The 25,276-nt window shown below is 50.4% G+C and carries 21 protein-coding genes; 6 read left to right on the forward strand and 15 right to left on the reverse strand.

Going from position 1 to position 25,276, the window contains the following annotated elements:
* From E1757_RS31275 to E1757_RS31285, 3 genes are all read right to left on the reverse strand, one after another.
* Positions 1–981, reverse strand: coding sequence for an ABC transporter permease (locus tag E1757_RS31275; RefSeq protein ID WP_133235721.1), 981 nt, complete (start codon positions 979–981; stop codon positions 1–3).
* Positions 982–1,086: 105 nt separating this feature from the next.
* Positions 1,087–2,685 (reverse strand): type 2 periplasmic-binding domain-containing protein, encoded by a 1,599-nt coding sequence (locus tag E1757_RS31280; RefSeq protein ID WP_133235723.1) that lies wholly within the window; start codon positions 2,683–2,685, stop codon positions 1,087–1,089.
* Between the two features lie 23 nt (positions 2,686–2,708).
* Positions 2,709–4,649, reverse strand: a complete 1,941-nt coding sequence (locus E1757_RS31285) for a right-handed parallel beta-helix repeat-containing protein (protein WP_133235725.1) — start codon at positions 4,647–4,649, stop codon at positions 2,709–2,711.
* A 249-nt stretch (positions 4,650–4,898) separates the two neighbouring features.
* Here E1757_RS31285 and E1757_RS31290 point away from each other — a divergent pair, with 249 nt between their 5' ends.
* Positions 4,899–6,698: a sensor histidine kinase gene (locus E1757_RS31290; RefSeq protein WP_133235727.1), complete on the forward strand. Its 1,800-nt coding sequence runs from the start codon at positions 4,899–4,901 to the stop codon at positions 6,696–6,698.
* On the opposite strand, the gene E1757_RS31295 is transcribed toward E1757_RS31290, so the two are convergent.
* The 3 genes from E1757_RS31295 to E1757_RS31305 all read right to left on the reverse strand — a co-directional run bounded on the left by E1757_RS31295 (position 6,679) and on the right by E1757_RS31305 (position 10,633).
* On the reverse strand, positions 6,679–7,776 hold the full coding sequence (locus tag E1757_RS31295; protein WP_133235729.1) for a response regulator transcription factor: 1,098 nt from the start codon (positions 7,774–7,776) through the stop codon (positions 6,679–6,681). The two genes, E1757_RS31290 and E1757_RS31295, sit on opposite strands and share 20 nt — an antisense overlap.
* Positions 7,777–9,144: 1,368 nt before the next feature.
* Positions 9,145–9,963: a TrmH family RNA methyltransferase gene (locus E1757_RS31300; protein WP_133235731.1), complete on the reverse strand. Its 819-nt coding sequence runs from the start codon at positions 9,961–9,963 to the stop codon at positions 9,145–9,147.
* A 10-nt stretch (positions 9,964–9,973) separates the two neighbouring features.
* Positions 9,974–10,633 (reverse strand): potassium channel family protein, encoded by a 660-nt coding sequence (locus E1757_RS31305; RefSeq protein WP_133235733.1) that lies wholly within the window; start codon positions 10,631–10,633, stop codon positions 9,974–9,976.
* Between the two features lie 184 nt (positions 10,634–10,817).
* On the opposite strand from E1757_RS31305, the gene sspI reads away from it, so the two are divergent.
* Entirely contained in the window at positions 10,818–11,039 is a 222-nt protein-coding gene (sspI, locus tag E1757_RS31310) for a small acid-soluble spore protein SspI (RefSeq protein ID WP_133235735.1), read from the forward strand.
* A gap of 889 nt (positions 11,040–11,928) precedes the next feature.
* Here the strand turns inward: sspI and E1757_RS31315 are convergent.
* Genes E1757_RS31315 through E1757_RS31330 form a run of 4 tightly spaced genes read right to left on the reverse strand, consistent with a single transcriptional unit; the run spans position 11,929 to position 16,044 of the window.
* Positions 11,929–13,032, reverse strand: coding sequence for a Gfo/Idh/MocA family protein (locus E1757_RS31315; protein WP_133235737.1), 1,104 nt, complete (start codon positions 13,030–13,032; stop codon positions 11,929–11,931).
* Between the two features lie 24 nt (positions 13,033–13,056).
* A complete protein-coding gene (locus E1757_RS31320) occupies positions 13,057–13,776 on the reverse strand; it encodes a ThuA domain-containing protein (protein WP_133235739.1) in 720 nt (239 codons plus the stop codon).
* Between the two features lie 12 nt (positions 13,777–13,788).
* A complete protein-coding gene (locus E1757_RS31325) occupies positions 13,789–14,949 on the reverse strand; it encodes a Gfo/Idh/MocA family protein (RefSeq protein ID WP_133235741.1) in 1,161 nt (386 codons plus the stop codon).
* Between the two features lie 57 nt (positions 14,950–15,006).
* Positions 15,007–16,044, reverse strand: a complete 1,038-nt coding sequence (locus tag E1757_RS31330) for a LacI family DNA-binding transcriptional regulator (RefSeq protein ID WP_133235743.1) — start codon at positions 16,042–16,044, stop codon at positions 15,007–15,009.
* A gap of 212 nt (positions 16,045–16,256) precedes the next feature.
* Here E1757_RS31330 and E1757_RS31335 point away from each other — a divergent pair, with 212 nt between their 5' ends.
* Positions 16,257–16,964, forward strand: coding sequence for a response regulator transcription factor (locus E1757_RS31335; protein ID WP_133235745.1), 708 nt, complete (start codon positions 16,257–16,259; stop codon positions 16,962–16,964).
* A complete protein-coding gene (locus tag E1757_RS31340; RefSeq protein WP_133235747.1) occupies positions 16,964–18,442 on the forward strand; it encodes a sensor histidine kinase in 1,479 nt (492 codons plus the stop codon). The genes E1757_RS31335 and E1757_RS31340 overlap by 1 nt, the downstream gene beginning before the upstream one ends.
* A gap of 20 nt (positions 18,443–18,462) precedes the next feature.
* Here the strand turns inward: E1757_RS31340 and E1757_RS31345 are convergent, their stop codons facing one another.
* From E1757_RS31345 to zwf, 4 genes are all read right to left on the reverse strand, one after another.
* Positions 18,463–18,981 carry a CcdC protein domain-containing protein gene (locus E1757_RS31345; RefSeq protein WP_133235749.1) on the reverse strand — a complete coding sequence of 173 codons (519 nt, stop codon included), beginning with the start codon at positions 18,979–18,981 and terminating at the stop codon, positions 18,463–18,465.
* A gap of 95 nt (positions 18,982–19,076) precedes the next feature.
* Positions 19,077–20,660, reverse strand: a complete 1,584-nt coding sequence (locus E1757_RS31350) for a peptide chain release factor 3 (protein ID WP_133235821.1) — start codon at positions 20,658–20,660, stop codon at positions 19,077–19,079.
* Positions 20,661–20,695: 35 nt separating this feature from the next.
* The gene (locus E1757_RS31355) at positions 20,696–21,760 is read right to left on the reverse strand and encodes a metallophosphoesterase family protein (RefSeq protein WP_133235751.1); all 1,065 of its coding nucleotides are present in this window, start codon (positions 21,758–21,760) and stop codon (positions 20,696–20,698) included.
* A 212-nt stretch (positions 21,761–21,972) separates the two neighbouring features.
* Positions 21,973–23,493, reverse strand: a complete 1,521-nt coding sequence (gene zwf, locus E1757_RS31360) for a glucose-6-phosphate dehydrogenase (RefSeq protein WP_133235753.1) — start codon at positions 23,491–23,493, stop codon at positions 21,973–21,975.
* A 211-nt stretch (positions 23,494–23,704) separates the two neighbouring features.
* Between zwf and E1757_RS31365 the strand changes: the two genes are divergently transcribed.
* Entirely contained in the window at positions 23,705–24,013 is a 309-nt protein-coding gene (locus E1757_RS31365; RefSeq protein ID WP_133235755.1) for a hypothetical protein, read from the forward strand.
* A gap of 374 nt (positions 24,014–24,387) precedes the next feature.
* Complete coding sequence (locus E1757_RS31370; RefSeq protein ID WP_133235757.1) at positions 24,388–24,660, forward strand: hypothetical protein; 273 nt, start codon at positions 24,388–24,390, stop codon at positions 24,658–24,660.
* 2 nt (positions 24,661–24,662) lie between these two features.
* Here E1757_RS31370 and E1757_RS31375 read toward each other — a convergent pair whose 3' ends face one another.
* The gene (locus E1757_RS31375; RefSeq protein WP_133235759.1) at positions 24,663–25,118 is read right to left on the reverse strand and encodes a GNAT family N-acetyltransferase; all 456 of its coding nucleotides are present in this window, start codon (positions 25,116–25,118) and stop codon (positions 24,663–24,665) included.
* Positions 25,119–25,276: the final 158 nt, after the last annotated feature.

Here is a 25,276-nt window from a genome sequence, read left to right on the forward strand (position 1 = left end):
TTATCCCCGAACCGTCTTCTTCCTGGATGGAAAAAGTCCGTCCGCGCCAAGCCATTTACAGACACGATCAGCGAATAGCAACAGAACAAAATTGATTATAGATCGAAACAAGCTTACTGCACTTGAGAAAGAAAAGTCGGCAGCGGACTGAAATGTAATTCGATAAATATACATGTCCAGAATTTCACCCGCTTTGGCAGTTGCAGCATTACTGATATTAAAAATCTGATCAAATCCTGCATTCATCAGGTTTCCAACTGATAAGATCAACATAACAACAATTGTGCTTTGTATGCCTGGAAGGGTGATATACCACATCGTCTGCAAACGGCTAGCTCCGTCGAGTTGAGCGGATTCATATTGTTCCGTATCGATGCCTGCAATAGCGGCCAGATAGATAATCATGACCCAACCGGCCGACTTCCAGTTTTCGGTAATATACAATAACGATTTGAAGATTTCAGAGGAGCCCAGAAAGTTGACTGCATCCCCGCCCAGCATTTTGATAATGCCGTTTACCATACCTTGAAAATTTAAAGTATTAATCATAATGCTGGCAACGATAATCCACGACAAAAAGTGGGGGAACGTATAAACCGTTTGTATCGCCTTTTTATATCGGTTCACACGCACTTCATTCAACATGAGAGCCAAAATAATCGGAATAGGAAACTGAAACAGAATACGTCCTGCATTAATCCACAGCGTCTTCCAGATCGATTCAATAAATGCGGGATCTCTGAAAACATAGGTATAATTTTCAAGTCCAATCCATGGGCTGCCAAAAATTCCGAGATTGGCTTTATATGTTTTAAACGCCAGTGTTAACCCATACATGGGAATGTAAGCAAAAATGATATACCAAATGACTCCCGGTATTAGCAGGAGGTAAATTTCCCTGGACTTCCATACGCGACTCATCAAGGATAAATAATTTTTTTCCAACGATGAATTCTTCTTTTCCGATACTATATTCTCCATATGAAACTCCTTCTGCCAGAGTTGGTATAAGATCAAGTAGCCGTGCAAATCATGTAGGATTTACCGCAGCTACTTGAAGACAATTAATCGAACGGCATCTGCTCGCTATTTAGCCAATTTTGAGTTCAGTTCGTCAAGAACCGGCTTTATGATCGGCATCTTCGAATCAATCCACTTCTTCCAGTTTGCTTCTATATCGCCCTGCATAGTCACAAGATTCGCGTAGTCCGTATTGTAATCGATTTGGGCCTTTCTCTTGCTCGGCGAATCGTAGGTATATAAATCCCAGTCAACTTTTGTAAATGTGTCGGGGGTGCCTAATTTCGTTTTATCAGCGTAAAGCTGCTTTGACATATCCCGTAATCTTTGGTCGGAATTAGGGTTATCGAATGCGAAATCGTCAAACAGAATTGTGCTGCCTAACAGATAGCCATTGGAAGGATACTTTCCGTTTGCGCCGCCAAGCGGCTTGCCTTCTTTTACTGGATCATAGAGCGATTTTACTTTGCCATTGGCTTCATAAGTCCAGTCCACATCTTTTAGCCCCATATTGGTTATGGTATTGCCCTCCGGAGTAGCGTTATAATCAAGCACATCCATATAACGCACGAATTTATCATCGGATATTTTCGGATTAAAGATGATGGTGCCCCAGAAATTAATGAGGTCTTCCTGATGATACTTACCGTCTTCTCCCAAAATATTGGCCATATGAATGTTTTGATAAGGGTCAAGCTTAATATTTGCCTGAAAATCATTATAATGAGTCTGAAGAGCCGATGTCGGCGCCTGGAAATAGGTAGCTCCCGCATTGCCTTTTACATCAAAGTAAGAGCCATGCTCCTCGTTCTTCACAGTGAAGAAGTCCTTGCTAAGGACACCGGACCGGTAGGCTTCAGAGAACGCCTTAAGCCCTTTCAAAGTATCTTCGGAAGCCCCGCCCCATTTATACGTACCATCTTTATCTTTGTAAAAATTGTTGTAATGGGTGCTGTTTCTTGCAACAAATAAATCAACGGCGTGATTTGTATTCTCAGCAAGCGGAATTAACTTGTCGCCTACTTTGCCGGGATCCTTTTCCTTGATCAGTTTGCCATACTGAATAATCTCAGAGGTCGTATAGGCGGACTTGATAGGGAAACCCACAGCTTCGGCCCAATCCTTGCGCATATATATGGATGGATGATTCGGCAAGGGGTCTCCGGGCAAATTAGCCATAAACCGCGCTCTTGGAATGAAATAGGTCCCGCCGAACACTTTTTCCATCTGAGGCCCGAGCGATGTTTTGCTATAAACCTTTGCGACGTTAGGCCAACGGGTTTTCCAGTCGTCGGGAAGCTTTTTGACAAGTCCCTGCTCTACAAAAGCAGCGGCATCCGCATGAATATAGTTATATACGGCAATATCCGGCATGTCGCCTGAGTTGATCCATATCCGGAGTCTTTCATTCCAGTTGTCCCAGTTCAGCGCCGTCATATCCAATTCATAGTTGAACTTGTCGGAATAATACTTGGCAACGGCATCGCCATTGGTGTAATTAAATCCTTCAATTCCCTGCACGGACGCCATTGTTAGTTTGACGTGCTTGGAACTATCGTTATTTGAGGGGTCCGACTTATTCCCCGAGTCGCTGCTGCATGCTGCAATACTGAACATCATGGATACAGCAGTGCCAAGACCTACTAATTTCTTCAAATTTGTCATACTTTTATCCTCCCCCATATTTTTTAATATTGCTCCAATGCCGATTCTCGAGATTGAGATTGAGAGGCTCTTGGATCAATACTGAAACGCATCTTCTTTTCATTCAAACCCGCTATCGGACCGGCAACGCGTTTTCCTTGCACTTCGTTTCCAAAGTAATCGGTGCAAACTTTTGAATCCGATTTTACTTGAGGTACTCCCCCCTTGAACACAACCTCCATGGTTAAATCAGCGCTGTTTATGTTAATTTCTGCATCAACCATGCATCCCGTTAAGTCAAAACCGCAGAACTCCTGCCATGTCGCCAGATCCAGGCACATTTCCGGCTCCGGGGACATCACGCGCAGGAATCCTCCCGGCATCTTCGCATAGGCATTCCCCTCCGCCTCATTGTGTTGGTTCGGCATAATAATTGCAGCTTCACCGCAATTGTAGAACAGGTTATTGAAAAATTTGTTCTCTCTGGTAGTGCCTCCGCGCTTCGAAATCCTAAAAGCTACCACTTTAGCGAAGAAGCCGGCTTTATTGCAGTTACCGATCAAATTATTGACCATTCTCAACCGGTCAGTGCCTTCAAGGTAGATTCCGTAACCGTTCTTCACAAGCATTTCGGTATTCCTGTACCAGCCTGATGAACCCGGCTCCGCAGGAACCGCATTCCTGTCATATCTTCCTTCAACATTCCAAAGAATGTTGTTGTCGATCAAGTTTTCTTTATCGCGGGTGCATTCTATAAAGATATGCTCCCTGGAATCGATCCCGTCAATGAAAAGGTTGGAGGTGATGCGGCAATTCTCATTGCCTACATCAAGCCACAACGCATCGCAGCCATAGCATTCTTTAATCACGTTTCTCCTAATTAATGCATTAATTGTGTTATGCAATTTAATGCCCCCTGCTTCCCACGAAAGCTCCATGCGCTGCCAACCCGTTCCGACGATGCAGTTATCCTCGATAAGCAGGTTCGTTGATCCTATACCGGCGATCCCGCATACGCCCGCATCTTTAATTGTATTTCGCCGGATGATTGAATTCCCTTTGATCTGTCCTTCGATCGGAGTATGATGCCAACACTCGTTGCCGCAATCGATTCCTACTGCGTTTGCCCAATCGATCGTACAATCTTCGATAATCCAATGATGACCCCTGTGACAGGACAGAGAGCCCCGCTGCGGTACCGGCGCGCCCATTGCAGCATGCGCCAAAGTAAGCCCTTTCACACGGATGTACGACAGAAACGGTACCTTTGGAGCAAAACACTGCTCACGGTTGCTAAGCTCAACCATATGATTCCACGGCTCGTCGTCGCCGGCAAGGCGAATATGCACTTTCTGTCCGTTTGCCTCCACCCAGTATGCATTCTCATGCTGGGCCAGCTGGTAATACAAAGGCACCTGGCGCATGGGCTTGCCATCTATAAAAACCATACCCCTGCGATTCAGATAGGGCGTCATATCGGTCTTACTAAATTCAATAAAAAGTCTGTCGTGAATGATATTCACTGCGCAAAACGGATTATAGCCCTTGAAATCCTCGGGATTGAGCTCGATTTCCCAAACCTTGATCCCTTCAGGGATTGCGGTGTCGTTTCTGAAACCTCTGCGCAGGTTCCATCCTTCACTGGGTTTGAAGTCATTAACCTCTACCGAAGCCTTGATAATTACTTCTTCCCCTTCATAAGCCTCGTAACTGATCATCTTCTCCGGGCTCTCGCCGCCCATGGCCGGTTGTACCGTCTCTCTATAGACGCCCCCATGGATTAGTATCCTTGTACCCGGCGTTGCAGCTTGCGCCGCCGCGTTAATCGTCTTAAACGGTTCCGACGCCGATCCGCTGTTCTTATCCGATGCCTGCGGGTTTTTATTGTCCACATGTATTTCACGCTCGTAATTTTGTTCAACCTCCCAGAACTGAAACGTTCGTCCATCGGGAAGTTGGGCAGTTAAATCCTGCCGATTTGCCATTTCATCGCTTCCTTTCGCCCTGGAGTTTATTTAAGGACTCATCAATGAAACGCTTTCATAAATAACTTGATGTTTTTTTAAAACGCTTTCATAATTAAATTTTAGCAGGTGCAAGTAAACAGCGATATGCGTTAGATTAGGTTGAAATAGGACTGAATTCGGAATATTGCGAATATTCTATAATCCTCTATATAATAAAATCATAGTCTTGTAGCATCATCAATTTATTTTTGAAGGAGTTTATCTAAGATGAGATTGGCTAACTTCAACTCTATTCGAGGCCGTATTATAGGAAGTACACTTTTGTTTCTTCTCTCCATGGGCGTTCTAATGATCATATACAATACGGGGTTCGAATCCATCACCGAGCGCAGAGCCTATCAGACCTTTGAGATTCTGTCCAAAGAGATGGACCGGAGACTTGCCATGGCCATCAATGAAATCGACAGGGCCGCCAAACGTGTGTCTTACTCTACTGCCGTTCAGCAGTTCCTGTTAACGGATGATCCTTCCGAATATTTTAAATTGAAGGCTTCAGCTACCGAAGTTCTTTACGACTCCACTTACAGCAGCAAAAATATTAAAAGCATTGTCCTTACATCCCGAAACATGAATAACTTTTATATTAGCGACAGTTTCCGTGAGATTCGAGAAATGGCAATGGAGGAAAGCGGACTGGCTCAAGATATCACACTACGCAACCCGATTGTTAGCAATGTATTCTTCGATAATAGCGGCGGCAATAACGGGCCTTTCTTTTTGTACTTTCTCCCTGTCCGTTCCATATTAGAAGGATATAGCGAGAAAAAAAACATAGCATTATGTGCTGTGGTAGTTAATTTAAAATCATTTACAGGCGAACTTGGCACCGGCATATCCAACGATGGTCTAACTGCACTCATATTTGAAGATAAAATCATAAATTCCAGCCGGGAAGTGAATGAAGTTGAACAGTCTATATTGCTGAACGCAAAAGAGGGCCAGGGCAAGGCGAACGTCAACGGGGAAAAATATCTCACCAGCTCCGTATCTGTACCCGAATTCGGATGGCGTTTTGTTTCGCTGGCCACCAGACATTCCCTAATTGGCGATCTTATTCCTATAAGAAGCATCGGTATCTTTATTATACTTGCTGCCGGTCTTCTGCTTTTTTTCCAGATGCAGCTTGTACTGCGTTCCGTGACCAATCCTATCGATCAGATCATCAGTGATATGAGAAATCTAACTTTGCGGAAAGACGGAGTAAGGGTGAGTATACCAAAAACTGTCGAACTTGCCAGACTTGCCGAGGATATCAATGATATGCTGGAGCGAATTGAAATTTCCCAAAAAGAGATTAGAAAATCCCAGCAGAATCTGTACCAATCCATGATTGCCCAGCAAAAGGCCGAATTGCTCTCATACAGAAGCCAAATAAATCCGCACTTTCTCTTTAATACCTTGGAGTGTGTGCGAAGTATGGCCCAAGCCTATGGCATTAGAAGTATTGAGGATCTCTGCACATCAATGGCCGGCATGTTCCGTTATTCGGTAAGCTCTGGAACGATCGTTACCCTTCGAGACGAGATCAAACATACTTGCGACTATCTGAATGTCATGAGCCAGCGTTTTCCGGGCAAGTACGCAATAAAGCTGGATATACAGCATGAGGCAATGAACCATCCCATACATGCCATGTTTCTCCAGCCTATCGTTGAAAACTCAATTAGACATGGTTTTGAAGAAAAAATGCCGCCCTGCATCATAAGAATATCAGGTCGGCTTCAAGAAGATGGGTCCCTTTTACTAAACATTGCCGATAATGGTGCCGGCATATCCAACGAAGAGCTCAAAAAAATAAATAACTTTAATCAACCGATAAACGATGGTACTTCTATTGGAAAAACGAATATAGGCCTTTATAATATACAGCAGCGTCTAAAGAACAGCTTTGGTGACCAATATCGCTTCGAGGTCCGCTCTGTTAAGGGTCACTACACAAAAGTCGTCATCTGTATACCTAAAGCGCTTACATTGTTGAGTCCAAATTTTACTCCTCCAGCATGCTGAAGCTCTGTTGGATGATGGCAGCATTCTGAATTTTTCGGTACTTACTGGGAGTAAATCCAAAGAAGCGCTTAAATAACCTTCCAAAATAACCATAATCCGAATAACCCACCATGTCCGCCACTTGCTGTACAGGCGCTTCGTTTTCCAAAAGCAGGTGTGCCGCTCGCTTCATTCTGATCGCAGTCAAAAATCCTGTTAGCGTAATCCCCGTTTGCTTCTTGAAAAGATCGCATAAGTATGTTTCGGACAGATAAAATTTTTCAGAGATCTCACTAAGCGAAAGCTCATTTTCATAATTTTTGCTAAGATATACCTGTATCGCCGATACTATAGAGTTTGCAGAATAATCAATCTCCAGCTGTGCAGAGCTGACAGCTTCGGAAAACATATTATCGAAATCTTCAAAATCGGGACGCTGTACACTTATACCTGAGCTTACCCCGCATGCAGCAGCTGATATCCTCAATTGGTTGAAAAAGGGCTCCAAATTCTGCTTTGATGAAAGCAGATAGAGGCTTGTTCCATCAGTGAGCAAAAATTGCCCAACATGCATATCCTTTTTGGAGGGGAAGTTGTAATTTTTCGAATCGGCGACTGCAACGTAACAATGAGGATGGACAGCAGCTGATACAAGCACCTCTCTCTGCTTTTCATTCATGAGTTTGCCGGTTTGAGAGACCTCCATTAGGACAGGGTGTTTGGCAGAAATAAGTTTTTTTCTGAGCCTGTCCGCAACAGTTCCAACTTCATCCCGGTCAAGAGGTTTAAGAATATAGTGAAATACATCATATTGCAAGGCGCCGCGGGCTACCTCGAAATCGCTAAAAGCGCTTATGATGACAAACTCAGAATTAATTCCTTTTTCTCGGGATTCCCTGACCAGATCAAGTCCGGTCATTCCCGGCATACGTATATCGGTAAAGACTATATCAGGCTGAATACTCGTGATGCTCTTAAGTGCCTTCCGCGGATCTAAAAAAGTCTCGATGATTTCAAATCCTTCTTTATTCCAATCGATAACATTTTTAATTCCTGTCAGAGCCCAGGGTTCGTCGTCTACAAAGATGACTCTAAGCAATGCAAACCCTCCCTTTACCGAAATTCCTTAGATATCTTTCATATTGAACCTTCGCTTTCATTAATATTGAATTTATTATCCCGAATTTCGAAAGTAACGTTCTTTGAAATTATAAGAAAACCTTCTGACCGAAGCCCTTTCGATGAAGATACATTCGTGTTTTTGATGTATATTAAAAAAATGCTCTTATTCTTTGGTAGATATTGTGTTTTGTCCATAACACATCACCCCAAGAGAAGAGCACCTTAGCAGGTAAATTGTACCACAACTACCAGTAAAATCAAGATTGAGTTTACAGTAGTCGAGGGAAAAAGATTCAAATTTCTGTTGAAAACGGTCCTAACAACGCCTGGACGAACAAGGCCACCCGATTTGGAATGCACGATTCACCAGTTTTGCGGCGCACCACGTTTTCTGCTCCGACGCTGCGCGCCTTATCGGGCCCGGACGAAAGGAAAAGTTCAGGACGGCATCGGTTAATCTAGCAAAAACCTTTGGCCGCGCATCCGCACCTTCACGGGATTGGCCGATATCAAGAAGCCAACCAGTATTCGGTGCCATGGCGCTATGTCGGACAAACAGTGCAAGCGCAGGATGAGAAGAACGGCCGGGTCCATTTGGAAATTAGATTTGTCTTGCTTCCCATGGTATTGAACCCCAGAATGGTCAACTGCCGGCCCCAAAATCAATCACATGTCTCACCCAGCTGTGCTTCCCGGCACACTGATCTTCTGTTCCTCCGTACATGGGGGCCCTGAAATTTCTTCCAGAAATGCTGCTGTTGATTTGGGTATTCCATATACATTGATTACCTTATTTTATTTCCGCTTCTTAACCTTACAAAAATAAGGACGTCTTGATAAGGAGGCATTTTTAAATCGCCTGCAAATGTAATGTGACAGGGAACTTGCGGAAAAGAGCTGGCTTTAGGGTGTTTTACACGCAAAAAGACCTTCATCCACCGGCCGTGGAGGGATAAAGAAGAAGGCATTCCATCTAAGGGGATAGAAAAAGGGCTCTCGCTCTATCAAAATGATTCTGGAAAACGAGTTCGACGTGATCTATAATCGAAAACGGATTTTTAGGCACATATAGAAATTAAACCTCGTTCGTCCAAACCAAAGACCCAATCCTTACAGACGTATGGCCAAGGCTGCGCAAGAGCATCCTTTCTAATCTATCCCCGAAATATCGGTACATACCTTTATGAAAGTGAGGGTAAGCGGTTTATTTTAAAGAGGCTAAAAGCACGCTTTGGTGCATTCTCTATAATGACCTATCATAAACGTTTTGATGGTATAAACAGTCTTCAAACCATCTTAAAATTAGTCTCAATTTACGATATATCTAACATTATACGCTATTCAATTAAAATAATCGCTGCCGCATCGCCTCGAATAGCACGACCGTCGCCGCCATCGCGGCGTTGAGCGACTCCGCTCGTCCCTGCATCGGGATGCGGATCTGCTCCGTCGTTAGCGCCGCCGCCTCGGGCGACACGCCCTGCCCCTCGTTGCCGATGACAAACCAGACCGGCTGCCGGAAATCGAAGCCGTAGCAGTCCGACGTGCCCTGCAGGCTCGTCGCAACCACCGCCGCGCCTTGCTGCGCGGCCAGCGGAAGCACCGATTGCAGGTCTCCCTGCACAATCGGCAAATGAAACAGTGAGCCCATCGTGGCGCGCACGGTCTTCGGGTTGTACAAATCGACGGTGCCCCTGCCGAGCAGCACACCGGTGGCCCCGACCGCATCCGCACTGCGGATGATCGTGCCCAGGTTGCCCGGGTCCTGCATCCCGTCGATGACGACGACAAGCTCCGGCCCGGTGCCCGCCGTCGCGAGCAGATCCTCCGGCTGCCACGACAGCTTGGGCAGCACGGCAAATACCGCCTGCGGCGTTAATGTGTCGGTGCATTTGGCCAGCACCGCCTCGCTCACCGCGACGCATTCGACGCCTCGGCTCTCGGCCTGCTCCAGCATGCCGCCGGACAGCTCCTGCCGCCGCTCCGCCGCGTAGACTAGCGCCTCCAGCGCAGCATCGGAAGCCAATGCTTCCTGTACGAGGTGAATGCCCTCGATCATGAATTGCCCCTGGCGTTCCCTTCCTTTTTTATCCAGGAGCTGGGTCCAACCCTTGACGCGCGGGTTGTGAACAGATGAAATTATCGAAATATCGTGCTTGGTCATAACGTTCGGGTTACTCCGTAAAAGTTTTTTCGAAATTTTGCAAATCTACATTTTTGCCGACAACGATTAAAATATCGTTTTCCTTGAGCGTATCTTCCGCGTTGGGAGCGATGTTAATATGCGTGCCGGTTTTGATGCCCATCACATTGCAGCCATACTTGGCCCGAATGTCCAGCTGGCGCAAATTTTTGCCGATCATCGGCCGCGAAGCGCGAATTTCGGCAATACTGTGGTCGTCCGACAGCTCGATATAATCTATAATGTTCGACGAGATCAGGTGATGCGCAACGCGCTGGCCCATATCCCGCTCCGGATAAATGACTTTATCCGCACCGATTTTTCTGACCACTTTGCCGTGCAGCTCGTTTTGCGCCTTCACTACGACTTTCGGAACGCCGATTTCTTTTAAAATGATCGTGGTCAAAATGCTCGACTGAATATCTTGTCCGATAGCCACGACAACGACATCGAAATTGCGCAGCCCAAGCGCACGGAGCGCTTCTTCATCCGTCGAGTCGGCCTGCACCACATGCGTAACAATCGAGGAAACCTCCTGTGTCCGCTGTTCGCTGCTGTCAATGGCCAGCACTTCAAAGCCTAAGCCGTGCAACGTTTTGGCGACACTCGATCCGAACCGTCCCATCCCGATAACCGCAAATTGCTTTTTCATGAACACCATCCCCCATCACTGACAAGCTTTTCATTGGTGACTAACGTGCTTAAGGCCCTGCCCCTTCAATACTTCATAACCTTAGTATACCATAAAATGAATCGGGCAAACGAAAGCATGAAGCCCTCCTGTTTGGTGCATATTAATTGGAGTAAAAAACGAGACGATAAAGCGAGGAATGAACATGAATCTAAATCTGAGACAGGCCATCATTGAACGCATTACGGACAAAAATGACGAGGAACTGGTTGGGGTGGTCGAGGATTCGATCGGCGGCCAGGAGCAGGTGCTGCCCGGATTAGGCGTTATATTCGAAATCATCTGGCAGCACAGCAACGAAGAGCTGCATAATCAAATGATCACATCATTAAAGGACCATCTCTCGACGATTCAATCGGTGGAATAATTTCTCTTGTATCGGGACTGGGGGGAGAATGAGCGCGAAATCAGATCCGGTACGGCGCTGAACCCTCTCGGGCGTCCCTGCCCGAGTCAAACAAACGTAAAGCAAACCTCCTGAGTCCTTTCCGATTCCTTCTAAAGGAGACGCGATTCGCCTCCAATTGCAGCGAGTGTTGACCCGAGTTCAAGGCCCCTGCCATTCCCACTCTAACGGACTCAGCAGACGCTATTAGTCCCGGTTTGGCGTGTTTGACATTTTAACGGACCGGAATGCCATTATTGAGCTTGCCAGAATCCAATTCACCGCAAATTTGGCAATATAACGGCACCTCGGTCCGTTAGATTGAAAAATCGTCCTTTGGGACACAAATAGCGTCTCTGGAGTCCGTTAGTTTTTGGCGAAGCCCTTACAAGGGGGGCGGCAGCTTTTGCTTTCCAAGATCCCACCCGGGTTACAGCAGCTTTCGTTTTCCAAGCCCCTACCCGAGCTGCGGCAGCTTTCGTTTTCCAAGTTCCCACCCGGGTTACAGCAGCTTTCGTTTTCCAAGCCCCACCCCCGAGTTGCGGCAGCTTTCGTTTTCCAAGCCCCACTCCCGAGCTGCGGCAGCTTTTGTTTATCTAAGCCTGCACTTGGCAAGCCCACTGGCTAAGGCTGTGCGAAGTAATGAACAGCCTTGCTTTATGCAAAGCTGCCCTAATGTGAGGTGGCAGTTCCACAGCATAGTAGGAGGAAAACCGAAACTGTCGGGCGGGAACCGATTCTCCTTACAATGTTCCGCAAGTCAATTCCCGAACCAAAAAAAGCCACGGCACAGCCGTCGTGCGGGCATTCGAAGGAATGTCCGCAGCGCGGTCTGACGTGGCTTTTCGTGTTAAGCGCCTATGCGATGCAATTAGTCCAAAAGACCTCGAACCAGGTGCCCCGGCATCGGCTTCGGTTTTTCACAGCTGCTTTGCATGATGTAATGCTTGCCGTCCTTTGCCGCATCATGAAAGCCGTGCATCGCTTCCAATATATGATAGGCCAATTCGCCATTCGCACGATTGGCACGGTTGTTGCGGATCGCGTAAGCCATATCCAGCACGCCCAGACCGCGGCTGTTATCGGCATAGCCATGCGTCAAAGGAATTTCGCTGAATTCCTTCGCATCCAAGCGGCGGACGCTGACCGGACCGCCGAACGTATTCGGGTCCGGCACGCTCAGCGTGCCTTCGCTGCCGTATATTTCGATCCGCGGCAGCTGCGAGCCGCCGAATGCGTCGAAGCTCGTAATGATCGTTCCGATCGCGCCGCTGTGGAAATCAAGCACGCCGGCAATATGCGTCGGCGTCTCGACTTTAATCTTGTTGCCGAATTTCGGCTCGCTCATAATCGTGCGTTCCGGATACGAAATTTTAGCCGAGCCCGTGACGCGCTGAATCGGTCCCAATAAAGCGACCAGCGCGGTTAAGTAATAAGGTCCCATGTCGAACATCGGTCCGCCGCCGGGAGCATAATAAAATTCCGGATCGGGATGCCAATGCTCGTGGCCGCGTCCGATCATAAATGCGGAAGCGGCTACCGGCGTGCCGATCCAGCCGTCCTGAATCAGCTTGATGCAGGTTTGGATGCCGCCGCCCAGGAACGTATCCGGAGCGCTGCCGACCAGCTTGCCGTTTCGTTTGGCGACTGCCAGAATGTTCTGGCCTTCCTCGCGGGTAACGGCAAGCGGCTTTTCCACATAGACGTGCTTGCCGGCTTCCAATGCCTGGATGCAGACGCTGGCATGCGCCGCGGGAATCGTCAGGTTGATCACCAGATCGATGTCAGGATCGGCCAGCAGCTCTTCGACCGAGCATGCTTTCGGGATGCCGAATTCCTCGGCGCTCGCCTGCGCGCGGGCCACATTCAAATCCGCGCATGCCGCGACCTCCAGTGCGGAGAAGGTTTTGCAGTTTTTAAAATAAATGCTGCTGATTTTACCGCAGCCGATAATACCGATTCTTACTTTCTCCATGACGCCTGCTCCTCCATTTGCGGGTTAATTGCTGTCTCCCATGCCCGTATATTTAAGATCCTTCACAGCGCTTTGGCTCGCTGCCGACTTACCTTCCGCCGCCCACACAAAACCGCGGCGCATCATCAGCGTGACCTCCGGCATCGCGACGATATCCGCCTTATGGCCGAGGGAGCAATAATAAACGCGTCCGGCACCCCACCGCTTCGTCCAAACGACAGGCATATCGACTGCGCCGTTCGACGAATAAGGGCCGTCAATAACCGGGAATCGGGTCGTTGCCAGCACCTCGACGACCGGATCGATGTGCAAATAATACTGCTCGCTTTTCACCTTGAAATCGGAGATGCCGTCCAGCAGCGTGCTGGATGATTGCTTAATATGAACGACGTACTCGACGCCGTCGTTGCCCGGATGCGCCACCCATTGTCCGCCGGTCATAAACTGCCAGTCCACGTTGTTGCGGAACGCATCGCACATGCCGCCGTGAAGCCCCGCGATGCCGACCCCGCTTTGCACGGCGGCGGTTACATTTTTGGCCCACTGCTTGTCGATTTCGCCCATCGTCCATGCCGGTACGATCAAATCGAGACCGAGCAGCTTATCCGCATCGGCGAACGATTCCAGCGTGTCGGATACCTCGACCTCGAACCCTTCTTCTTTCAAAATACGCTCGAATATGTCCGAAACCTGCTTAGGCTCGTGGCCTTGCCAGCCGCCCTGCACAATCAATGCTTTTTTCATCTTCGTCCACTCCTAAACTTCGTCTATTTTGACCCAACGCCGCTCGCCGATCGAGCGGTCAACCGCTTCCAACACTTCCTGACATTTCACGCCGTCGACAAAATTAGGCACAGGCTGGCGGTCCTCCTCCAGCGCTTGCATCAGCTCGACGACTTCATGGATAAATGTGTGCTCATAGCCGATCGTGTGACCCGGCGGCCACCAGGCGTCCATATAAGCATGGGCCGGATCCGTAGCGAGCACACGGCGGAAGCCCTGAACATCGTCGGCATCGTCGGTAAAATAAACCTGCAGCTCGTTCATCCGTTCGAAATCGAACTTCAAGCTGCCCTTGCTGCCGTTAATCTCAAACGAATTCGTGCAGCGATGGCCCGCTGCGAACCGCGTCGCTTCGAAGCTGCCGACAGCCCCATTCGCAAAGCGGCTCATAAACAACGTGGCGTCATCGACGGTGACAGGCCCTTTAGGCGCATCCTTGCTGCCTTTGGCACTGAGCCCGGTCATGGAGGCCGGCATCGGACGTTCCTTGATGAACGTCTCGTTCATTCCGATCACTTCGGTCATGTCCCCGACCAAAAAATGCGCCAAATCGATCAAGTGAGCGCCCAGGTCGCCATGCGAACCGGAGCCTGCGATTTCCTTCTGCAAACGCCATACGAGCGGGAATTCGGGATCAAGGATCCAATCCTGCAGAAACCATGCGCGGAAATGATAAATTTGACCGAGCCGTCCTTCGTCGATCAGCTTCTTGGCCAGCAATACGGCCGGCGCGAAGCGGTAGTTGAAGCCGACCATATGCTTGATCCCGGCTTCCTCGGCCGCTCTCAGCATTTCGCGCGAATCCGGCAGCGTCAGCGCCAGCGGCTTCTCGCAGAACAGGTGCTTGCCGGCTTTGGCAGCCGCAAGCGCGATCTCCTTATGCGCATCGCTTGGCGCGTTAATGTCGATCAGATCGATATCGTCCCGCTTCAACAGCTCGCGCCAATCCGTTACATAGCCCTCCCAACCGAACTGATCGGCCGCCTGCGCTACGCCCGCTTCGTCGCGCCCGCAAATCAGCTTCATCGCCGGTCGCACCGAGTTCGGGAAAAACATTTGTAAATCGCGGTATGCATGGCTGTGCGCCTTGCCCATAAATTTATAACCGACCATTCCCACATTGATCTGCTTCATCCCATTTTTCCTCCCTTGATCGTTTCAATTGATACCGCTTACCGCGCAGCCTGCGGTTCAACGGGGCTCGGCCGCAATCTTGCGGCACGATTGCCGGATCACCAGCTCCGTATCGAGCTTGAGCCGGAATCCGCCCGGCTCGCCGTTCAACTGCATCAGCAGACGTTCCGCCGCAAGGCTGCCCATCTCATAGAACGGCACCGCCACGCTCGTCAGCGGCGGATCGGTTACGCGGGCCGCATCCGAATTGTCGTAGCCCACAACGGCCACATCGCGGCCGGCCTCCCAGCCGAGCTCGCGCAGTCCCTGCATCAAACCGATCGCCATCCGGTCGTTGGCAGCGAATACGGCGTCGATCTCCCGCCGCCGCTCATAGACGGCGGCAGCCGCCCGGTAACCGCTGGTCCGGCTGTAATTGCCTTCAAAGTACAAGTGCGCCAATTGCTCCGGCTCCATTCCCGCTTCCCGCATCGCCCGGGTATAGCCCTCGAGCCTGTCGGCACTGTTGGAAAATTGCGGGGAACCGTTCAAAAACGCGATCCGGTTGTAGCCTTTATCGAGTAAATGCTTCACTGCCCGGTAGCTGCCCTCCGTATGGTCGGCGTCCACTTCGTTGAACCGCTCGCCGGCAAAATGCTGGTTCACGAGGCAGAAAGGATGCTCCCCCTCCTCCAACCGCTGGAGCTGCTGCCGCTCAAGGGGCGTATCGGACGCGCCCAAAATAATGCAGGCATCCACCTTTTGCGAGCGAAAAACATCATTGTAATCGCTCTCTTGATCCGGCGAACGAAAAATCAGGAGGAGGTCATATCCTTTCTCCTTCACTTTGGCGCCGATTCCGCTTAACACCTCGGAAAAATAATACGTCGAAAACAGATGCACCTTCGGCACATAAGGAAGCACAACGCCCAAATTGCCGCTTCTGCGGCGGGCAAAGCTCTGAGCAATCGCATTGGGATGATAGTCTAATGTTTTGGCTGCATCAAGCACCCGCTGCCTGGTTTCTTCCTTCATCGGACCGACGCCGTTGAATACACGGGAAACCGTAGCCTCGGATACTCCCGCTAACTCAGCTACTTCCTTTCTCGTTACAATAAGAAGACCACCCCTTTATGATAAAAATACAACTTGTAATGTACACGCGTTCATTTTCTCATGCAAGCATGGTGGATGTCAATCTCCTTTTTTAACATTGTTGCCGGCCTCACTGTAAATTTTATCCAGTTGAGCCCTTGGAACCCGTTGCCAATTATCCCCGATCCGACTATGCTAAACATAACCATGTATAGACAAGGAGTGTTTGTTCCATGAAGCTGCTTGTTGCCGAAGATGACGAGTCCGTATGCGAAATGCTGCGCATGTTTTTTGTAAAGGAATCGTATGATACCACCTTTGTCCACGACGGATTGACGGCAGGAAGCCGCATTCGTGAGGAAGCTTGGGATTTCATAATTTTGGATTGGATGCTCCCCGGCAAGGACGGCATTACGCTATGTCGCGAGCTTCGTCAATCGATGCCGACACCCGTCATCTTGTTGACGGCCCGCGACCGGGAGCAGGACCGGATTCTGGGTTTGGAAACGGGGGCGGATGATTATGTCGCGAAGCCGTTCAGCCCGATGGAGCTGATCGCAAGGATGAAAGCCGTGCTCCGCCGTTATCAGCCGGGCATATTTGTGGCTCCCCGCGAGCCGGAAACTTCGGTAAGTGAAGCCGGCCTGCTCCGGCATCACGGCATTGTCATTCATCTGGATTCGCGCACTGTCGCCATTCAAGGAACGGCAGCGACGAATTTGACGCCGAAGGAATTCGAGCTTCTTTGCCTGTTTGTCCGCCACCCGAAGCGGGTGTTCACCCGGGAGCAGCTGCTGGAGCTTGTCTGGGGTTACAGCTATGCCGGCGAGGAAAGGACAGTGGATGTTCATATTAAACGGCTGCGCCAAAAAATATCGACGCCCGACTATCCGTTGATCGGAACCGTATGGGGCGTCGGCTACAAGCTGGAGGAATCATAATGGCTGTAAAAGGGCAGCGGTTCCGGTACCGGTTTACGTTTTTTCAACGCCAGTTTGTCAGCCACCTGATCGTATGTCTGCTCATTCTCGGGCTGCTCAGCGCGGGCTTTGCTTATTATTTGAAGCAGCAGGCGCTCAGCATGGTTACAGTCGAGCTTACCGGCGCCGCCAAAGTAATCGCCCGGCAAATGGTACGCGAAGAGGAAGAACCGACGGGGCCGATCCAATCGTACCGCAATCTGCTGTCCGAACGGAAAATTTCGTTTATCGTTCTCGATAAATCGGGCGAAATCGTCTTCCGCGACCCCAAAATGCCGACGTCCATGCGCAGCAAGCCGTTTTTGGACGGCTTCCGTTCGCATATTTTTACGATGAAGGACAATCAAAGCTTCATTGTGGAGCGGAATACGGAACTGCCGCTGGTCGTCGTCACCAAGCCGATCCATTTGAAAACGAGGGGCGATTTGTATCTGTTCATCTTTTCCCCGCTGGAGGGCTTCCAGGAAACGCAAAAATCGCTCGATCGGGCGCTGATTTGGATTATCGCGGTTGTTTTTGCTGTAGCCGTATGGGTCGGCTGGCTTGTTTCGCGCAATTTAAGCCGTACGATACAGTCGCTCCGCCAGGCAACCCGACAAATTGCGGCCGGCTATTACGAGGAACGGCTCCAGACGAATCGCACCGACGAATTGGGCGATTTGTCTCTGGATTTCAACCGGATTGCGGAGCGTCTGGAGCAAGCCTCCCATAAGCTAAAGCTGTATGAACAGCGCCGTCAGCACTTTATTATGGATATTACCCACGAGCTGCGCACCCCGTTGACATCCATTCGCGGAATTATCGAAGGGCTCAAGACCGACCTGGTCACCCGTCCAGAGGATAAGCAAAAATATTACGCGATTATCGAAAAGGAAACGTTTCGGCTGATCCGGCTGATCAACGAGCTGCTCGACATGGAAAAAATTGATGCAGGCACGGTGACGCTGCATGCATCAAGCAGTTCGCTCCGGGAAATTATGAACATCGTTGCCGAATCGCTGAAGGTGCTGACCGAGTCCAAAAAGCTTCGGCTAATTATCGAGTGCGGCGATGAAGTGACGGTATACGGCGATTACGACAGATTGATTCAAATTATGATCAACTTGATCAAAAACAGCATCCAGTTTACCGATTGCGGAACGATCCGGCTGAAGGGCTCCGACAACGAAAGCAGCACGTTCATCGAAATTGTCGATACCGGCCGCGGCATGACCGCCGAGGAGCTCTCGCTGATCTGGGATCGTTTCTACAAGGCCGATCCGTCCCGCGCCAAAAACAGCAGTGAAACCGGGCTCGGCCTATCAATCGTGAAGCGTCTGGTGGAATCCCATTCGGGGACCATCGAAGCGGAGAGCACGGCCGGACTCGGCTCGAGCTTCAGGATCGTGCTGCCGAAAGGCGCAGCGCAGGAGCCTCCATCGCAGCCGATACAGGGTTGAGACCGATTCAACGCGCCGTTTTATGCCTCCAGCTCTTTCTCACGACGCAACAAATGAATGAAATAACGAAGGTAATAAGCGATCAGCAGGAAAAAAACGCCGACGGTCCACGGATCCCTTGTCATATCCTGCGCCATCGGGCTGGCTGCTCCCGTCTGGACAGCCGGAGCCTGCGCATAAACGGCGACGAGCCGGTATATGATCCGGCATACAAATACCGCCAGCACGGCAACCTCGATGCCGATATGGGTGCGATAGTACCAGCCGTCCTGCCGCTTCTCAAAGCGGAGATGCTTGACCGCATAATAACTGAGCGCAAGGCCGCAGATCAGCCCGGCCGCATCGGCGACATAATTCATCGGATGCAGCGTCCCCATATACAGAAACAAGCAGCCGAGCACGCCGAACAATACGGTCCGGAACAATAGACGGGACCGGTTCAGCTTCTGATAGCCGACTGACCGTTTAAATCTGCGGTACAGCATGAACGCGATCAGCGCCGTGAAGCCCGCTGTTATGGCGATATGACGAACATCCATCGTTTCACCCTCCTATAGCTCCGTTTAATCGCGAACCCGATTATCCGAAATTGTGCAGTCAAGCCTGCCAAGCCTCCGCTCCGCAGCCGCCTTCCTTAAGGAGCGGTTTCCAAAAACTTTGCGGTCGGATTTTTTTCCATGGCCGAGCGCATCGCGTACTCGCTCTCGAACAGCACGACGTAATTATCCTTTTTATCCTTTACAAGCTGGGAATTGATGCGGAACTTGCCCGGATCGATATTGTTCTTGTCGTCCACCAGCCAACGGGCAAATTGAAAGTTCATCCGCTGCAGCTGCACATCGACGCCGTACTCGCCCTTCATCCGGTATTCAAATACCTCGAACTGCAGCTGTCCGACGACGCCGAGAATCATATCCTCGAAACCGACCGTTTTAAACACTTGAATCGTGCCTTCCTCGGTCAACTGATCGACGCCCTTCTGAAACTGCTTGTGCTTGAGCGCATTTTTTACGGTCACCTTGGAAAACAGCTCCGGCGAGAACGTCGGCAGCTCGTCGAATTCCAGGCTGCCGCCTTGGGCCAGCGAATCGCCGATACGAAAAATGCCAGGGTCGAACAGACCGATAATATCGCCCGGATACGCCTCCTCGACGATATCGCGGTCCTGCGCCAGAAACTGCTGCGGCTGGGCCAGCTTGATATCTTTGCCGACACGCACGTGCTTCACCGACATGCCGCGCTCGAATTTGCCCGAGCAAATGCGCAGAAAAGCGATCCGGTCGCGGTGAGCCGGGTTCATATTCGCTTGAATTTTGAAAATATAGCCTGAAAATTTCTCGCTCAGCGGATCGACCTCGCCTTCGCTGCTCCGTCGCGGGGTCGGTATCGGCGCCAGCTTCAGGAAGTTTTCAAGAAACGTTTGTACGCCGAAATTGTTGATCGCGCTGCCGAAAAATACAGGCGTCAGCTCGCCGCTGCGCACTTTTTCGAAATCAAACTCGTCGCCGGCCACATCCAGCAGCTCCAAATCCTGTACCAGCTGGTCGTAGAAAAAATCGCCGGCGATTTTTTTGACAATGTCATCCTCGTAGCCGCTTACTTTCTGTACCTGGATTTCTTTATGATCGTCGCCCTGGAACAGCTCCACCTGCGTCTGCATCCGGTCGTAAACGCCGCGGAACTGCTTGCCCGAACCGATCGGCCAGTTCATCGGATAAGAACGGATGCCGAGCACCTGCTCCAGCTCCTCCAGCAGATCGAACGGATTTTGCCCTTCGCGGTCGAGCTTGTTAATGAACGTAAAAATCGGAATACCGCGTTTGCGGCATACCTGGAACAGCTTCTTCGTCTGCGCCTCGACCCCTTTGGCCGAGTCGATCAGCATCACGGCGCTGTCGGCCGCGGTCAGCGTCCGGTACGTATCTTCGGAAAAATCCTGGTGACCCGGCGTATCAAGAATGTTTACCCGATGACCCGCATAATCAAACTGCATGACGCTGGACGTAACCGAGATCCCTCTCTGCTTCTCGATTTCCATCCAGTCGGAGGTTGCATGCTTGCTCGCCTTGCGGCCTTTGACCGTACCGGCGAGACGTATCGCGCCGCCGAACAGCAGCAGCTTCTCGGTCAACGTCGTTTTCCCTGCATCGGGGTGGGAAATAATCGCAAAGGTGCGCCGTTTCTCTACCTCTTCTTGCATTTTTTGCTTGGTGTCCATACTCATCCGAATTATGTTTCCTTCCTTGTCGATAATCAATAAGTTAATTTAATATTCCAGTCCGCTTCCTTCAACCAGGTGCGGTTGCTGAATTCGCGTCCGCGTACGGTAACATGGTCCTTGTACACCTGCACGTACAAGCCCTGCGATTTATTTTTGCCCTCGTTCTGATAACTGCGGTTCAACACCCGGCCGACGGACGAATTATGGAAATAATGGAACGTTTCCTGGAAATAATGCTCCGAGCCGTTTTGGAAATCTTGGTGACGGTGTCCGCAAAAGACAAACACATTTTTATAAAATTTCAACAGCTCGCGAAACTGCTTCGCCCGGATCAACTGATGGGTCCCCCCATCCTTCCCGATCTCGGGCAGCGGCTGATGCGTCATGATGAACATCGGTTTGCCGTTATAAATCGCCAGCTGCTGCTTAAACCAATCCATCTGCTCATCCGAGTACCACGCGCCTTCCCCGACCTCCGGTTTTTCCTGCACATACGCTTCCTGGGAAAGCATAATCAGCGGATAGCCGTTGAAGGACGCGGCGGAATAAGGCTTTTGCTGGTTAAAAAACGTCTGGAACCGCTCGCGCGCCTGCCAATCCGTCTTGCCGTTCGGCACCGTGTCCTTGTTAAAAGCGCCCTTCTTGTCGATCCAGATATCGTAGTAGTCGTGATTGCCCATATTGGCGTACAGCGGGGGCAGCTTGTAGGCGGACAGCAGCTTTTGCAGCTCGGCATAGCCTTCAGAGCCTCCATAATCCGTTAAATCGCCGGTCAGCACGATCGCATCGATGGGGGAATCGAACGCTTTAATATCCTCCAGCGCTTCTTTCATATGCTTGATCGTATTCGGATCGTACACGGAAATATGAAGATCGCTCAGCAGCATAAACGAAAATAGCGGAGACTTATCGTCCGCAGGACCTTCTCTCGGCGCCGACGGCTCCTGCTTGGGCAGCGCCAACACCGGTTCAGGCTTCGCCTCGACAATAGGATGCGATTCGACTGCCCGCTGCAGCAGCTTTACCAATCCGGTTCCCGCAGCTCCGATCATAACGAATAAAGCGAGCATCCAGCGAACAAAAGCCCGTCTTGACATATAAATAAATACCCCCCACAAACTGGATGATCCATTACAAGCAGCCGTTACTTGAACGTAACGCTTTTTACTCCATTATATCTTGTTATGCCCTTATCTGCATCCTTTTTGCACCTGCCATTCAAAATATCCGGCCGATGCCCACCGTAAAAAGAAAAAGGGCCCGTACCCCGAAAAGTACGGCCCTTTTCTGTATCCGTTCGAGCTTTCTCCTATCGTTGAACGAACTCCCAGGCAACCTCGCCCTCGTCCTGTCCGTTCACCGGCCACCAACGGAAGCCGTCCTCGTCCAGCAACTGATGGGCTTCCTCTGGTCCCCAGGTGCCCGCAGGATATAAGCATAAATTGTCCGAGCTTTCGCGCCAGGCTGCGGCAATCTTATCGACATACTGCCAAGCGAGCGCCACCTCGTCCCAACGGGTAAAGTAAGTGGAATCGCCGCGGGCCGCATCGTACAGCAGACGCTCGTAAGCCTCCGGCGTGTTCAGACCGACCTGGCAGCTTTGGCAAAAGTCCATCGCCACAGGCACGATCGTTCCTTCGGAGCCCGGCTGCTTCGCATTCATTTTGAAATAGATGCCTTCCATCGGGTTGACGCGGAAGACGAGCAGGTTCGGCTCAAGCTTATGCTTTTTGGACAAATATACGTTGTTAGGCACATTTTTAAATTCGACTACGACCTCGGTCGTTTTAACCGGCAGTCTCTTGCCTGTGCGGATGTAGAAAGGAACACCCGCCCAGCGGAAATTATCGACGAATACGCGAGCCGAAAAATAAGTCTCCGTCATCGATTCCGGGTTCACCTTGTCCTCTTGGCGATATCCGGCCACCTGCTTGCCCTTCATATTGCCTGTTGCGTATTGGCCGCGCACCGTATTCGCCCGCACTTCTTCCGATGTCTGGAAGCCGCGCAGCGAGCGGAATACCTTTACCTTCTCGTCGCGGATATCCTCCGGAGACATGCGGCTCGGCGGCTCCATCGCCATCATCGCCAGCATTTGCAGCATATGGTTTTGGCCCATGTCGCGCAGTGCGCCGGAATGATCGTAATAACCGCCGCGTTCTTCAACGCCCACCGTTTCGCTGAGCGTAATTTGAATGTTGGAGATGTACCGGTTGTTCCACAGCGGCTCGAAAATCGCGTTCGCGAAACGGAGCACGTTGATGTTCTGCACCATTTCTTTCCCGAGATAATGGTCGATGCGGTAAACATCCTTTTCTTCGAACACTTGACGAATTTCCGCGTTCAGCTTCTCCGCCGACGGCAGATCATAGCCGAACGGCTTTTCAATAACAAGACGGGACCAGCCTGACGTTTCAAGCAGACCGCCCTCCTTCAAGTTATGCGATACGCTGCCGAACAGCTCGGGCGCAAGCGCCAAATAAAATAAACGGTTGCCGCCGACCTCGAACTTCTTGTCCAATCTATCGGCAACGGTATTCAGCTCTCTGAAACCGTCCACATTGTTAATGTCCAGCGACATGTACTCAAAATGGTCCGCGAACGATTCCCATTGCTCGTCCTTCGTCACATTGTAGCGCGCAAATTCTTTGATCGATTCCAGCACATCGGAACGAAACTGCTCATTCGTGCGCGGACGGCGCGCCAGACCGATTACGGCGAAACGATCGCCGAGCTTGCGCTCGCGGTACAAACTGTAAATCGCAGGGAACAGCTTGCGGCGGGCCAAATCCCCCGTTGCTCCAAATAAAAAAAATACGGTATTGGTCATGATCGTCATCATTCTTTCATTATGTATTTTTTTGAAACTATTAGCTTCTACTTGCCGATTATGTTTAAGCATAGCGAAAATAACCGCCACATTCAATATATTATGTACAAATGTCACGAAAAATAGGCACAGAACCAGTAGGCCATTGACCAGTCGCCCTGCTGCGGCGCGCATAGTCTGAATAGTATGAAAAGCTTGGAGGTGTATATTGATGAGACATATTCATCCGATCAGCGAAGCCAGCTGCAGGGAACATTACGGTAAACCCGTCCTTGTTATTTTGAAGGACGGCGGTGAAATCGCGGGCATTCTGACCAAGGTCGGTCCGGACACATTGGTTTTGAACGGCGAAGCGGACATTTCATCCGGGAAATCGAGATCGCCGAAAAGGAACATGAAGAGCAAGAGAATCAATCATAAAGCGGAGGTATCGTTCTCCCCGTTTCCGAATACCGGTTTCGGCGGCGGCGGGCTGGTGCTTGACCTGGCGTTAATTGCGCTGCTTTTCGCATTCTTCTAGACGTCCTGTGAATAAAGGCCCGCTGCGCAGGCGGATCATTCATCTTCCAGAAGTCAATTGATCTATCCGCGCTTGAGGGGGCATTGCCCCCTTTTTTTCTCGGCAAAGCTGCGGCATCGGCAAAAAAAGCGCTACCCTATTGTCCCGTTTAAGCGGACAAGCTTCAGCGCTGCCGAATGGGCCCGATCGAAAAAGCTGATGAATTCGAACAGTACGCGCAACAGTCGGGCAAATCGAGCGGTCAAACTAAAAAGAAGCGATGCTATACGGAGAAAGGAGACTTTTTGAGGGATGCGTAATAAAATGATGGGGCTCTGCTCACTTCTCGTCAGCTTGTCGCTCTCGCTGCAAGCTTCGGCAATCAGCTGAGCAAAATGAACGCGGACGGCTCCGTGCGCATCCCCCTGCTGACATCGAACTACCCGGTCACCGGACTCCACTACCGGCAAGGCTGGATCTATATGACGCTAGGCTATTTCGGCATGCAGCGCTCGTCCTTCATCGATAAGCTGCGGATTGACGGGACCGGGCAAAAAGGGCTGGGCGAGGCGCGTGCGGCGTCACTTTATTTTGCCGGTCCAACGCTGTATTTGTCGGAAAATCATTGGATGAGCAGCAACACGATCGTATCCGCTGACGTCAAATAGCTTCAAAACCTGCGGTTCTGAAGCTGCTTCACGAGCAAGTAGCATTTGATCGTCCTGTCATAATGGAACGGTTCGTACTGTTTGGCGACGTAAAATTGCTGGGCGCTGCGGTTCGATTCATCAACCCACAGCGACACATCCTCATATCCGGCCTGCAGAGCGACACGTTCGGCATGCTCCAGCAGCCGGGTGCCGATCCCTTTGCCCTGAAAACGGGGATGAACCGCCAGCATATCGATGAACATCGTCTTCTTTTCAGGCCTCAGAGCAATGAACCCGGACGGGGCGCGTCTGCCGTTCACGGCAACGAACGTTGTGCACCGGTGAAGCCGATGACGGACGTAAGCTATATTGACCCGCAAATTCGGATGGGTTAAACGCGCATATGGCAGCAGCAGCAGCACAATCAACGACCAGATCGTTTTGTCGTCTTTTTGAGGAATACGTTTGCGGATCATGAAATCGCCTCCGAAGAAATAGATGTTATCTATTCTATGAAGCGAGGCGAGGCGCTGCTATTATTTCAAATATTTTTTGCCGACAAAAGCTAAAAACAATAAGCTGACGGCAGCAACCAATATTATGACGATGACTTGTAACCAACTCATGCCCCAAA

The sequence above is a fragment of the Paenibacillus piri genome (genome assembly GCF_004354045.1).
GTDB classification, from domain to species: domain Bacteria; phylum Bacillota; class Bacilli; order Paenibacillales; family NBRC-103111; genus Paenibacillus_S; species Paenibacillus_S piri.

What these genes read in the sequence shown, in the direction of transcription:
- E1757_RS31280 (WP_133235723.1), bottom strand. Translation starts at nt 2,685, where the DNA reads ATGACAAATTTGAAGAAATTAGTAGGTCTTGGCACTGCTGTATCCATG.
- E1757_RS31340 (WP_133235747.1), top strand. Translation starts at nt 16,964, where the DNA reads ATGGCTGTAAAAGGGCAGCGGTTCCGGTACCGGTTTACGTTTTTTCAA.
- sspI (WP_133235735.1), top strand. Translation starts at nt 10,818, where the DNA reads ATGAATCTAAATCTGAGACAGGCCATCATTGAACGCATTACGGACAAA.
- E1757_RS31365 (WP_133235755.1), top strand. Translation starts at nt 23,705, where the DNA reads ATGAGACATATTCATCCGATCAGCGAAGCCAGCTGCAGGGAACATTAC.
- E1757_RS31370 (WP_133235757.1), top strand. Translation starts at nt 24,388, where the DNA reads ATGAACGCGGACGGCTCCGTGCGCATCCCCCTGCTGACATCGAACTAC.
- E1757_RS31300 (WP_133235731.1), bottom strand. Translation starts at nt 9,963, where the DNA reads ATGACCAAGCACGATATTTCGATAATTTCATCTGTTCACAACCCGCGC.
- E1757_RS31325 (WP_133235741.1), bottom strand. Translation starts at nt 14,949, where the DNA reads ATGAAGCAGATCAATGTGGGAATGGTCGGTTATAAATTTATGGGCAAG.
- E1757_RS31305 (WP_133235733.1), bottom strand. Translation starts at nt 10,633, where the DNA reads ATGAAAAAGCAATTTGCGGTTATCGGGATGGGACGGTTCGGATCGAGT.
- E1757_RS31320 (WP_133235739.1), bottom strand. Translation starts at nt 13,776, where the DNA reads ATGAAAAAAGCATTGATTGTGCAGGGCGGCTGGCAAGGCCACGAGCCT.
- zwf (WP_133235753.1), bottom strand. Translation starts at nt 23,493, where the DNA reads ATGACCAATACCGTATTTTTTTTATTTGGAGCAACGGGGGATTTGGCC.
- E1757_RS31375 (WP_133235759.1), bottom strand. Translation starts at nt 25,118, where the DNA reads ATGATCCGCAAACGTATTCCTCAAAAAGACGACAAAACGATCTGGTCG.
- E1757_RS31285 (WP_133235725.1), bottom strand. Translation starts at nt 4,649, where the DNA reads ATGGCAAATCGGCAGGATTTAACTGCCCAACTTCCCGATGGACGAACG.
- E1757_RS31335 (WP_133235745.1), top strand. Translation starts at nt 16,257, where the DNA reads ATGAAGCTGCTTGTTGCCGAAGATGACGAGTCCGTATGCGAAATGCTG.
- E1757_RS31315 (WP_133235737.1), bottom strand. Translation starts at nt 13,032, where the DNA reads ATGGAGAAAGTAAGAATCGGTATTATCGGCTGCGGTAAAATCAGCAGC.
- E1757_RS31275 (WP_133235721.1), bottom strand. Translation starts at nt 981, where the DNA reads ATGGAGAATATAGTATCGGAAAAGAAGAATTCATCGTTGGAAAAAAAT.
- E1757_RS31345 (WP_133235749.1), bottom strand. Translation starts at nt 18,981, where the DNA reads ATGGATGTTCGTCATATCGCCATAACAGCGGGCTTCACGGCGCTGATC.
- E1757_RS31290 (WP_133235727.1), top strand. Translation starts at nt 4,899, where the DNA reads ATGAGATTGGCTAACTTCAACTCTATTCGAGGCCGTATTATAGGAAGT.
- E1757_RS31355 (WP_133235751.1), bottom strand. Translation starts at nt 21,760, where the DNA reads ATGTCAAGACGGGCTTTTGTTCGCTGGATGCTCGCTTTATTCGTTATG.
- E1757_RS31350 (WP_133235821.1), bottom strand. Translation starts at nt 20,660, where the DNA reads ATGGACACCAAGCAAAAAATGCAAGAAGAGGTAGAGAAACGGCGCACC.